General features: G+C 53.0%; 8 protein-coding genes. 3 read left to right on the top strand and 5 right to left on the bottom strand.

What is annotated here, in order from left to right:
• Window positions 1-98 precede the first annotated feature (98 nt).
• The gene (locus tag C4F51_RS08090; RefSeq protein WP_193908794.1) at window positions 99-362 is read left to right on the top strand and encodes a DUF2798 domain-containing protein; all 264 of its coding nucleotides are present in this window, start codon (window positions 99-101) and stop codon (window positions 360-362) included.
• Window positions 363-424: 62 nt separating this feature from the next.
• Here the strand turns inward: C4F51_RS08090 and rhlP are convergent, their stop codons facing one another.
• On the bottom strand, window positions 425-1,261 hold the full coding sequence (rhlP, locus tag C4F51_RS08085; protein WP_193908792.1) for a rhombotarget lipoprotein: 837 nt from the start codon (window positions 1,259-1,261) through the stop codon (window positions 425-427).
• 217 nt (window positions 1,262-1,478) lie between these two features.
• Here rhlP and C4F51_RS08080 point away from each other — a divergent pair, with 217 nt between their 5' ends.
• Window positions 1,479-2,588, top strand: a complete 1,110-nt coding sequence (locus tag C4F51_RS08080) for an L-dopachrome tautomerase-related protein (protein WP_202987647.1) — start codon at window positions 1,479-1,481, stop codon at window positions 2,586-2,588.
• A gap of 670 nt (window positions 2,589-3,258) precedes the next feature.
• Complete coding sequence (locus C4F51_RS08075) at window positions 3,259-6,765, top strand: UvrD-helicase domain-containing protein (RefSeq protein WP_193908790.1); 3,507 nt, start codon at window positions 3,259-3,261, stop codon at window positions 6,763-6,765.
• Between the two features lie 19 nt (window positions 6,766-6,784).
• On the opposite strand, the gene zupT is transcribed toward C4F51_RS08075, so the two are convergent.
• The 4 genes from zupT to miaE all read right to left on the bottom strand — a co-directional run bounded on the left by zupT (window position 6,785) and on the right by miaE (window position 12,157).
• A complete protein-coding gene (zupT, locus tag C4F51_RS08070; RefSeq protein ID WP_193908788.1) occupies window positions 6,785-7,594 on the bottom strand; it encodes a zinc transporter ZupT in 810 nt (269 codons plus the stop codon).
• A 282-nt stretch (window positions 7,595-7,876) separates the two neighbouring features.
• On the bottom strand, window positions 7,877-8,128 hold the full coding sequence (locus tag C4F51_RS08065; protein WP_193908786.1) for a GlsB/YeaQ/YmgE family stress response membrane protein: 252 nt from the start codon (window positions 8,126-8,128) through the stop codon (window positions 7,877-7,879).
• Between the two features lie 373 nt (window positions 8,129-8,501).
• Window positions 8,502-10,850: a di-heme oxidoreductase family protein gene (locus C4F51_RS08060; protein WP_193908784.1), complete on the bottom strand. Its 2,349-nt coding sequence runs from the start codon at window positions 10,848-10,850 to the stop codon at window positions 8,502-8,504.
• Window positions 10,851-11,545: 695 nt separating this feature from the next.
• Window positions 11,546-12,157 carry a tRNA-(ms[2]io[6]A)-hydroxylase gene (gene miaE, locus C4F51_RS08055; protein ID WP_193908782.1) on the bottom strand — a complete coding sequence of 204 codons (612 nt, stop codon included), beginning with the start codon at window positions 12,155-12,157 and terminating at the stop codon, window positions 11,546-11,548.
• Window positions 12,158-12,160: the final 3 nt, after the last annotated feature.

Below are 12,160 nucleotides of genomic sequence, written 5' to 3'. Positions count from 1 at the left end.
TTCAAAAGTTTAGCTTAATACTGATTCAGCCCCAAGGCCTCTACTGCCAAATTCTGGCGGCCTTAAACTGATCGCACATGAGCCAACCGAGGGAAATCATGATGACCACCAACACCCAAACACGCAGAACCGGATTCAAATTGCACACTCGCTTGATGCCGGTAGCTTTTGCTTTCTATATGGCCGGGATTATGGCGTTTCTGATGTGCCTGATTATTACTGCCATCAATCAGGGTTTTGTGGAGGGTTATTTTGTGCAGGTTTTGCGCGCTTACACACTGGCCATGCCATCGGCGTTTATCTGCGTCATGGCGGTACGGCCGGTGGTATTAAAGCTGGTGAAATGGACGGTGCATCCGTAGCCCTGTGTCCGTTTGTTATTCATCTGAAACGGCCATCACGGCCGTTTTTGCAAATAGCTGAATTAGCTCCGGAGTGAGCCACGACGAGCAAAGGCCAGCAATAACAGACCTGCACAAACAACACCACCCAGCGCACCGCCGCCGTAGCTGCGATTGCGGTACTCAACACTGGCGACCTTCTCTTCTTTAACCCGCGTTTTGAATCTGTCCAGCTCACTGTTCAAATTCACCACCATATCATCCACCGCCAACTCAAAGCCTTGTAGCGACTGGCGATGCATATTCTTCTCTGCGCCGACAGCGGTTGAACTGCGCTCGGTTTTGCTCAAACCGGGAGCGCGAAATAACATCTTCCGGCTGGCCACATCAAACACCGCGGTATCAACAAAGGTTTGTACACTGTTGTCGTTACCGGGAATAACGTACATACCTACGATGGTCCAATACAACAGCGCCGCATTATTTTCGTAACTGCGGGCCATCTGGTCATAAGACACCAGCGCCATAATATCTACATCGTAAAGTCTCGCCAGCTGATCCAGCGTATCGAACCCCTTGCCTTGCGCAAGATAAGTGGCCGGAATAATTTCTATCCGGTCAATATATTCGTATTCCTTGAATGAGCTGCGAACTTTTTCCAGCAAATCCATTTGGGTTTTACTGTCGAGCACCGACCCGTAAGCCCCACCGGTAGGAGGAATAAAAGCAATACCCACTTTAACCGGCAACTGTAAATGCGGAATGCTTTCCGATATTGCCTTACGGCTTTCTTCATCCGGATAGAGATACTGCACCAGACTGCTTGACACCGTGTTCTTACCGGCATGATTTCCAAAAAATGATGAGCAGCCACTCAGCCACAATCCCGTGATGACTAACAATAACACCCGATATTTCATAACCTGCTCTCAAAAATGCTGCACTATCCGGCAGCTCGGTATCATGCAAAAACCATGACGCTTGTGCGCCATAATAACAAAACTCGTAACAAGAACAGTGTGGCCTGGCTCTCACACGCCTGCAGACACCGAAAAAATGCACTACCTTAAAAAGGCTTGAAATTTAACCGATACACACTGATACAGTGAAAAATCCCGCATATCAAAGGAGCAACGGATGATCAAACGCCTTGTTGGCTGCATAGCCCTGTTATTCACCTGTCATGCGATGGCACAAAGTGATGATGCCACCCGCTTTCACAGCGACAAGCTGATTCCGGTGGCAGACCTCGGAAAATTAAGAGCCATTGGCGTCAGCGTGTCGTCAGACAACCGCCTGTTTGTTTCATTCCCACGCCGGGAAAATAATTACGAGCATGCGCTGGTAGAAATTATTGACGGAAAGCAAAATATTTATCCCGATGCCGAATGGAATAAAAAGGAGGGTGATGATACCCAACGTTTTGTCAGCGTTCAGGATTTGTACGTTGATGCCAAAGACAACCTCTGGGTGCTCGATTCAAAACCCTCCGGCGGTTCCATTTTCGGTAACGATGGCGAAAAACAGGAAGGCTATTTCAAACTGGTAAAAATCAATCTGGCAAATAATAAGGTTGAAAGGGTTTATCACTTTGAAGATCTCGACAAGGTAGCGTCCGGGCTTAACGATGTGCGCGTGGATACCGAAAAAAATCTCGCGTATTTTTCAGACCCGGGGCAAAGCGCCATTGTGGTGTTGAATCTGGAAACCGGTAAAACCCGCACCTTGCTGAAAGGCCATCCGGCTACCCAAGCCGATGAAAGCCTGGTTCTTAGTTACAACGGTCAGGATATGCGCAACCGCGAAGGCACGCCTTTCCGTTCCAATATCAACGGCATCGCGCTGACTCACGATAACCGTTATTTTTATTTCAAACCGATTAACAAACTGAATCTTTACCGCATCGAAACCCGCTATCTGGCTGATACGTCATTGAATGATGAAGCGCTTGCCGAACACGTAGAGGATGTGGGTAAAACCGTAGTAACTCATGGTTTGGTTGCGGATAAAAAAGGCAATATTTTTCTTACCTCATCCATGGATTACAGCATTAAATATTTCACTCCGGAAGGTGATTTGCGCACACTGGTACAGGATTCGCGCCTGATCTGGCCGGACTCGCTGGGGATTGGCAGTGATGGTTATTTATACTTTTCCTGTGCGCAATTGCAGAAAGACCCGCAATGGAACAAGGGCGAAGACGGCACCGAGTATCCCTACACCATTTTTAAAGTGAAATTGCCTTAAATAAGTTTCGGTCAGGTGTATACCACGTTGCAAACTTTGTAATTGTGCCCCTTGGCCGTTTGGCCTCAGATGCCCTGTTCCAAAAACGCATGAACACATCCATGTGGCTCCGACGAGTCATCCCTGACTCGACGGTTTTGGAACAGGGCATCTGAGGCCAAACTCGTATCATGCAGCTTTGACAGTTATTCAAGCCTCTTGCCGCTCGAAAAGACTAACTTTGTAACACCAATCGAATGTTTCAGGGCTGTCCCCGTTAAGTCGGTACAGACCGTCTGCCGCAGGGATGCGGCAGTCGAGCCTCCAGGGACGGATTCACGGCGTGTCTGAACCGGCTTAACGGGGATAGCCGATCTCCCAAACAACAAAGCCGGTACAGACCATCTGCCGCAAGGATGCGACAGTCGAACCTCCAGAGACGGATTCACAGCGTGTCTGAACCGGCTTAAGGGGGATAGCCGATCTCCCAAACAACAAAGCCGGTACAGACCATCTGCCGCAAGGATGCGACAGTCGAACCTGCAGAGACGGATTCACAGCGTGTCTGAACCGGCTTAAGGGGGATAGCCGATCTCCCAAACAACAAAGCCGGTTCTGTCATCCCGGCAAATATGCCAAACTCCCGCCTTTACCTATACCGCCACAGCACCTCCAGATTGCCAGGACTTTCATGATCGAACACGCCGCTTTCGCACCTGACTCGCCACCGGATATTGCCACCCGACAAGCGGCGCTCGACCCGACCCGCTCCTTCGCGGTATCTGCACCTGCCGGTTCCGGTAAAACCGGGCTGCTCACCCAGCGGGTGCTGCGTTTGCTCACCACCTGTGAAGACCCGGAAGAAATCCTCGCCATTACCTTCACCCGCAAAGCAGCTGGCGAGATGCAGGAGCGAATTCTGCAAGCCTTGTGGGCGAGCCTCGAAGCAGAACCCGACAGTCCGCACGGCAAGCTGACCTGGCAGCTGGCCAAGGCGGTGATGCAACGGGACGCCGAAAAAAACTGGAACCTGTTGAGCAACCCGCAGCGCTTGCGGGTGCAAACCATCGACAGCTTGTGCCGGTCGATTACCCGGCAATTACCACTCGCCAGCGGCATAGGGGCGCAACCGGAAACGCTGGATAATGCCGACAAGGCGTATCGCCTTGCAGTACGCGAACTGCTGGCACTGCTGGAAAATCCTGATCTGGGCTTGCAGGATGATTTAACCCGCCTGCTGATGCATCTGGATAACCACCTGCCAGCGATTGAAAATCTGCTGGTGGCACTGCTCGCCCGCCGCGAACAATGGTTGGATATTTTATTGCAGGCGCGCCACGAAGAAGCGCGCGAGTATCTGCAGCAGGTATTGCAAGATGTAGTTCTTGAACACCTGACGCTGGTGCACAGCAAACTGCGCTTACATTCGCCCGCCCTGTGTACGGTTGCCGATCGCGCCGGGTTCAATTTGCAGCAGGAGCCTTCCGGTAAAGCCATTTTCCCGTGGGGCATTGAACATCTGGTTGGCATGTCCGCCCTGCCGCCACTCAGTGCCGATCACGCCTTGCAATGGCGCCAGCTGGCCGAGCTGCTGCTCACCACTGCCGGTACCTTTCGGCAACGCCTGACCAAAAACGAAGGATTTCCTGCCGGCGCTAACGGCAAGGCCTTGAAAGACGATTTTCAGCAACTGGTAGCGCAGTTGCGTGAAGAAGATGAAGACCTCGAAGCCTTGTTACACGGCATTCGACAATTACCCCCAGCCAGCTATCGCGATGATGAATGGCAACTGCTGGACAGCCTCACCCGCCTGCTACCGGTACTCGCTGCCCAATTGAAATTGGTGTTTCGCCAATTGGGTGCCACCGACTTTACCGAAATAACCCGCGCAGCCCTCACCGCGCTGGGCGATGAAGATGCCCCAGGCGACATTGCCCTGCAACTGGATTACCGTATTCGTCACATTCTGGTGGACGAATTTCAGGATACCGCCAGCCCGCAATTGCAACTGCTTGAGCGGCTTACCGCCGGTTGGCAAAACGGCGATGGCCGAACGCTATTTATCGTCGGCGATGGTATGCAGTCCTGTTACGGATTTCGTAACGCCAATGTGGGTTTATTTCTCGGCGCACGGCAGCAAGGTATTGGCTCGGTAGCGCTGGAAGCCATTGACCTGACCGTCAACTTTCGTTCGCAAACCGGCGTGGTGCGCTGGGTTAACGATACATTCACCAAAGCCTTTCCTGCTACCAATGACATTACCCGTGGCGCGGTGAGTTATTCGCCGTCGATTGCGGCCAAAGCGGAAAAGGACAACCCGGCGGTCACTGTGTATGCCTGCCCCTATGAGGCAGACAAAGACGATGAAGACGAAAACAGCAGCCTGGTGCGCTTTCGCGCGCAAGAACAGGAAGCGCACACTGTGGCCCGGCTGGCCGCACAAGCGCTGACAGAAACCACCGGTAGTGTTGCCATTCTGGTGCGTACCCGCAGCCACTTGCAGCGGATATTACCGGCGCTGAGTGCCGCCGGGTTAACCTGGATGGCGACAGAGATTGATCGCCTCTCCAGCCGTATGGCAATTGTCGATTTGATTTCGCTGACCCGCGCCCTGCTCGACCCCAGTGATCGCATTGCCTGGCTAGCTATATTGCGAGCCCCCTGGTGCGGGCTTGATCTTTATGATCTGCACCGGCTGGTCAACGCCGATGCCAGCCCGCGCCTGCGCGACCAGGATTTCCCGCTCATTTATCAGCAACTGCTGAACTACCACAGCATTACCGGCCTTTCTGCCGCCGGGCAAACCGCCCTGGAACGGCTGCATAACGTGTTGCAACCGGCCATTACCAACCGCCAGCGCAAACCCTTGCGGCAATGGGTGGAAGGCGTATGGCTGGCGCTCGGCGGCCCGGCGTGCCTGACCGACCCGGATGATATGAACAACATTCCCGGCTATTTTTCGCTGCTCGACCGCTATCAGCAGGCAGGCAGCATTCGCGACTGGGATGCCTTCACCAGTGCGATCGACAACCTTTACGCCGAACCCCGCTCGGATGCCAACCCGCGTTTGCAGGTGATGACCATTCACAAATCGAAAGGTCTGGAATTCGATACGGTGATTATTCCCGGCCTTGATCGCCGCACCCGCAACGACGACAAACAACTGTTGTTGTGGCAGGAACGCATCAGCCCCGAAGGTGAAAGCCAACTGTTACTCGGCCCGCTGGCAGCCACCGGTGAACAAACCGGCCCGCTGTACGCTTTTATGCGGCAGGAAAAGGATTTGCAACAACGCTACGAAGCCACCCGTTTGCTCTATGTGGGTTGCACCCGCGCCATCAACCGTTTGTATTTGCTGGCCTGCGTTGCACAAAAAAATGAAGAGTGGAGCGCACCGGGTAAAACGGCGCTGCTGGCCGCCATTTGGCCGATGGTAAAAGAGGGACTGGAAATACCGGAAGCAACCCGCCACTCACGCAGCAGCACGCCGGATAGCAGCCTTACCCATATTTTGCGCTTGCCGGCGCAGTGGCAACGCCCGGCGCTGCAAGACGTTACTCTGCTGGATGCTTATCGGGGTCACGAGTTTGCGGAGGATGAGGAAGACAACAACACCCCCGAAGCCGATTCCATGATCAACCGGCTGGCGCGTCACAGCGGCACCGTGCTGCACCGTGCCTTGCAACGCATTACCGAACAACAGCAACTGAGCCTGCTCGCCACTGACGATATGCAGGCTTACATTGCGCAGCAACGCCGCTGGTGGCAACTGCAATTGCAATCGCAGGGCTGGCAACATACCTGGCTGGAGCAGGCGCTGAATAAAATTGAGCGCGCCTTTCGCGAAACCTTGCAGGATGAAAAAGGCCGTTGGTTGCTCGACCCACAACATAGCGAAAGCGCCTGTGAAATGCCGCTGCAATATTGGCAAGCCAATCAACTGCGCGAGTCCATCGTTGACCGCACTTTTGTCGATGGCGACATTCGCTGGATTATTGATTACAAAACCAGCGAACCGGTTGCGGGGCAAAGCATGGAAGAGTTTATTACGCAGGAAACCGAAGCCTATCGCCCGCAACTGGCGCGATACCGCCGCTGTTTTGCCGATATGGAAAACCGGGAAATTCGCACCGCGTTATATTTCCCGTTGCTGAAACAGAAGTTTATTGAAGTGGAAGAGCCATCCTCACGGGTGTGAGGATGGCTTTTACGGAGAGTTAAAAGTTAAATAACACCAGACTCAACGCCATCACCGACATACCACTCACCAGACCGTAAACGGTTTCGTGGCCTTTGGCGTGGCGTTTGGCGGCAGGGAGCAGTTCGTCCAAAGCCAAAAACACCATCACACCGGCAATAATCCCGAACACCGCCCCGAACACCGCATCTGACAAAAACGGAGCCAGAATAAAATAACCCACCGCTGCCCCCACCGGTTCAGCAAGGCCGGATAACAAAGCGGCCACACAAGCCCACATTCTGCTGTTCGTTGCGAAATACACCGGCACCGCGATGGAAATACCTTCCGGAATATTATGAATAGCGATGGCCAGTGCGAGCGGCAAACCGAGTGACGGGCTTTCCAGCATGGCGAAAAAAGTGGCCAGACCTTCCGGAAAATTGTGGGCGGTAATGGCGATAGCGGTTAATAAACCAACCCGCTTGATGTATTCGCGGTTGTTGTGACGAAACAGCGGGTCATCGACATCCAGGCTTTCGTGGGGGTTGGGAATAAAATGGTCAATGATAACAATCAGAAAAACCCCGCCGAGAAACGCCAGGGTGCCCAGCGCAAAGCCCATTGAATCACCGTAGCCGGCAGAAAAGGCATCGGTAGATTTGGTCAGAATTTCGGTCAGCGACACATACACCATGGCACCGCCGGCGAAGGCGAGCCCGAAGGCGAGGATGCGGGGGTTGGGGGTTTTTGAAAAAAATACCAGCACACTTCCCAATACGGTGGCCAATCCAGCCGCTATGGTTACCGCAAAGGCAATCATCAGATTCTCGGACGATACATCTACCATCGGGATTTTTATCCTTATTTAAACACTACATCATCCCGCAAACAGATCCGCTGATTCACCTCCAGGGTGCAGGTGGTCAGGAACGCGTCACAGCTTTGGTTTGTAAAATCACAAACATTCAATTGCACGCAGTTTTTCAGAGATCTGCAGTGCTGGCAATATGTCGGACAAGGGAATTTATCATCAAAGGATTATTTTTGTTACACACATTGCTAACCCGCCATACAAAACGCCCGGGGCGACTGGCCCCGGGCGTTTTTACTGCTACTATCGAGCTTCGGGTTAAGCCCGTTTGATAGCTCTGATGATAATCAGCAGTACCACAGCACCAATAGTGGCACTAATAATTTGCCCGACCAGACTTACGGTCGCGACACCCATCGCGCTGAATAAAAAGCCGCCGATAAAAGCACCGACGATACCCACCACGATGTTACCAGCGAGGCCGAAGCCACCACCCTTTACCAGGGTTCCCGCCAGCCAGCCGGCAATTGCACCAATAAGCAGAAAAATCAGCAGTCCGGTTAATGTCATATTTGTTTCTCCTGTACCTTGATGACTTTTGTCTTGATGACTCATGCTCTGGAAAAGACGCTGCGTAACAACGCCTTCTACAAAACATGCTTATGCCGGAGATAGGGAAAATCGTTATCGGCCTTGCCGACTCCTTCAAATCTCACCGACTTCATATTCAGTGTAGCGGGAAAAAATGACCTTGCCGGGTGCTGGCGCCTGCAAACGCGAGTTTGCTGTTTTTTCGTTAGCTCACGCACAGTTATCACCACAACCCGCGCAACTATTTACCGGCTATCAACCACAAAGGGCGGTTTTCCATCCCGCATTGCGAGGCAGAAAACCGCCCTTTCGTGTCATAAGCGGCAATGCTTATGACAAACTTCCGGATAAATCAGAGTGATTCGAGAAAACGCAGCAGGTCTTGTTGTTGCGAATTACTCAGCGCCTGGTAACGAGTGTTTGCACCTTGCGCTTCACCGCCATGCCAGCGAATGGCTTCATCAATACTGCGGGCGCGACCATCGTGCAAATAACTGTGCACCGGCGTACACACTTCATTGCCCTGCCCGCCAATCGGATTGGTTACGCCACCGGTAACACAGGCTGACAAACCCAACCCCCACAGAGGCGCGGTACGCCATTCGGAACCGGAAGCCTGGCCTTCACCCAGGTTGTCTGCCAAACCCGGTCCCATATCGTGCAGCAACATATCGGTGTAAGGGTGAATGGTTTGATCGCGCAACTCGGCCAGCGGATGGTAAGCACTGGTTTGCAAGGTCGGGGTATGACAAGCCACACAACCGATAGCGGCAAACTGTGCTTCGCCGCGAACCACGGCGGCGTTGGTAATGTCACGCTGTGGGCGCACCCCCAACAGCGATACATATTTCACCAGGTTTTCCAGGTGCTCATCGTCCAGCTGCCCGGCACCGGTGGCGCAATCGGTCTGGTTGGCACCGCAATCCGGGTTGGGAAATACGCTGGTCATTACGCCCATATCGTTGTTAAACGCGGCGGCAATTTGGTGGCGCACACTGGAAGTACCGGCTTTCCAGCCAAAACGCCCGAGACGGGTTTCGCCGGTTTCCGGATCAATCACCCGATTGGCGCGACCGGAAATACCATCATTATTCAGATCATCCGGATCTTCCATAGCCAGAATGGTTTCTTCCGCTACCGCTTCCAGCAAACCCATGCCCACCAACTGCGGTGCAATACGTGCAGAAAACAACACCGGCGTTACGCCATTGAATTGATACTCGGGCGAGCGCAAGCCACCGGACTCGTTCCACGACTGAATGGCAACCGTACCTTCACTGGTAGCACCGCCGGTGGTTTGCGGCTGTAAATAACGGCCAATATCCGGATCGGGCGCGCCGGTTACATCGGCCACACGGAACACCCACTGATTTAACGGCTGACCAACGGGTGCAGGTGCTGCCCGGCCATTGCGCACGTGACAACTGGCGCAGCGGTCATTCACAAAATGGGAACCGGTCAAACCGACCAGCGCGTTAAATACACCGTTCTCGGCGTGTTCATCGTGCAAACCGCTAACGAAAGACGTGTGATGCACCCGGCGCCCCAACACAAACGGCTGGCCGTTTTCATAACCGAGATTGGTCGCCATTTGAATAAAGTGATTATCCGGCTCGTTGGAGTGCATATAAGGCAGCGTGGTTTTACCGCCAAGCCAGGCTTTTTCCGGAATTTTTACCGAGTCTTTGGTGCCGTTTAACGGCCCGAAAGTGCCGGGCAAAATATCCCAGGGCACCAACCCTTCACCAACGATATAAAGGTAGGTAGTACCGTAATAGGCAGCACGCCCGTTAGGCACGCCGGGATCGAGAAATTGGCTCAGCTCGAATTCAAGCTTATCGCCCACCTGAATCGGGCGGTTTTCCCGTGCGTTCCAGCTGCGTTCCTTGTAGTAATTCAGGTCATCCACCACTTCCATGGTGCCATTGTCATAGTATTCGGCCACGGTACCCACGCCGCGATAAAACCAGCGGTTTTCCGCTTCGGTATCGTTAAGGCGAAATTCGGTACGTACATTCATGCGAATGGAATCACCACCCTTGGCCACGTAATCCACAATCTCGATAGCAGCGGTGCGGTCTTCCCAGTAAAAACTCAGAAAATGGTCGTAAGCCTGAAATTGGCTTTCCTTGGCATGACGATCCCGCCCCCGGTCTGAAATACGTGTTACCAACGCATCACCGCGATCAAATTGAATAGCGCCTTCCAGCGGGGTTGTAGCGTTATACAAGGGCACCACATTGATGGACACCGGCGTGCTGCTCGCCGCACTCGAGGACTGTGATGACTGGCTGGACACACTGCTGGCCGGCTGGCTTGAGGCTGCACTGCTGGATGACGAAACAGCGCCCAGCGAATAATTCTGCCAGCTAATATTCTCCCCTACACCCGCGGTAATAACGGTGAAACTGATGCTGACCACATCACCGCCACTCAAGCCGGCAATATCGTAATGCCACCTGCCGGCAGCAACCTGCATCCGGTAATTCATTTGCGGGCCGTTATTAATACGGTAGTGAATGTCCACCACATCACCCCGACTGACTTCGGCGCGCAAGGTAGAACTGTTAAGCGTAGAAATACACCCATTACTGCAAGCAGCGTAAGCAGATGGCGCTATCACCCCCAGTGCAACAAAGAGTGCAAAAAGCAGAGCGGTGGCACGAGCAACAACACGGTAATTCAATTTTATTATTCGCATGACGCGTTCCTCAAGAGCAGGAACCGCTGAAAACCAACGATCTCTGTTGTGTTCAACACCGCAAGGAAACGGCGCCGACTTCTCCACAACGACAACAACTGCACCGGAGCTTCAGGGGTTAACCCGGTTTTATTATTAAAAGCGCTTCCGAAAATTCATCCCGCTCGTTGTTACTCGCTCCATGAGCAACCGGGAATATGAGCGTCCAGATCTCCGGATTACCGTCAGTCAGAATGAACCCGTTTTACCCGCAAGTCGTCCCGATACCCAGCAGAACAAAAGTGAACCGCGCCAAAGCACGTCAGTGGAGGAAAAGTAAAATAGCGTTGACAAACAAATAGTTGAGAAGTCCCTTTGCGCGGGAAACAAAAGTGAGACGAGGGAGAGGAAAAGTGGCACACACTGAAATGGGACGGGCGTCTCAGTTATCAATACAGACAACCGACGTTACGCAAAAGACAAAAGGATTTAAATAAGGTACCCGGCTTGCAAGAAAAGAAAGGACGCCCCGCAGGCACAAAGCGAGTTTGTCTCCAGTTTTCTTTTTCCAAAACCGTCGAGTCAGGGATGACTCGAGGGAGCTACACGGACGTATCTATGCGCTTTTGGAAAAAGAAAAGTGGTGACAAACGGACAGAATGCACCCGCTCAGGAACGATACCGAAATAGACAGCTTCTATAGCGCCTGAAAAAACTCACGCCTCCTGCGGAACACCGGAATGAAAACGGAATTCGGTATCCGGGCTTTCGATAAGTGTTTTTTCCAGCGCAAGAAAAAGCTGCACGCGCTCGCCAATATCCTCACCCTCTGCCGCACGGCTGGCCAGCAGCAAATAATCCTGATAGTGACGCGCCTCGGACTTCAACAAGGACAGATAAAACCTCTGCAAATCCTCATCCAAATGCGGCGCCAATTTGGCAAAACGCTCGCAGGAACGCGCTTCAATAATCGCCCCCACAATCAGCGTATCAATATAACGAGCCGGTTCATGGGTGCGTACCGGTTTGCGCAACTCGGACGCATAACGGCAAGGCGTAATCTGGTCATAAGGCACACCACGCTTTTGCATGATGTCCATCACCTGCTCGTAATGACGCAACTCTTCACGCGCCAACCGCGACATCTTATGCATCATGTCAAAGTCGCCCACGTAACGGTACATCAGCGTCAAGGCGGTAGAAGCGGCCTTCTTTTCGCAGTTGGCGTGGTCGAGCAGCAACAACGCCTGGTTGGCTACCGCTGCCTCAATCCAGGCATCCGGGGTTTCACAATGTAAAAACTCAAGAATTTCGTTCAGTTCGTTCATGGT

Source organism: Cellvibrio polysaccharolyticus (assembly GCF_015182315.1).
Taxonomy (GTDB): Bacteria; Pseudomonadota; Gammaproteobacteria; order Pseudomonadales; family Cellvibrionaceae; genus Cellvibrio; species Cellvibrio polysaccharolyticus.
This window is presented reverse-complemented; position numbering and strand designations above follow the sequence as displayed.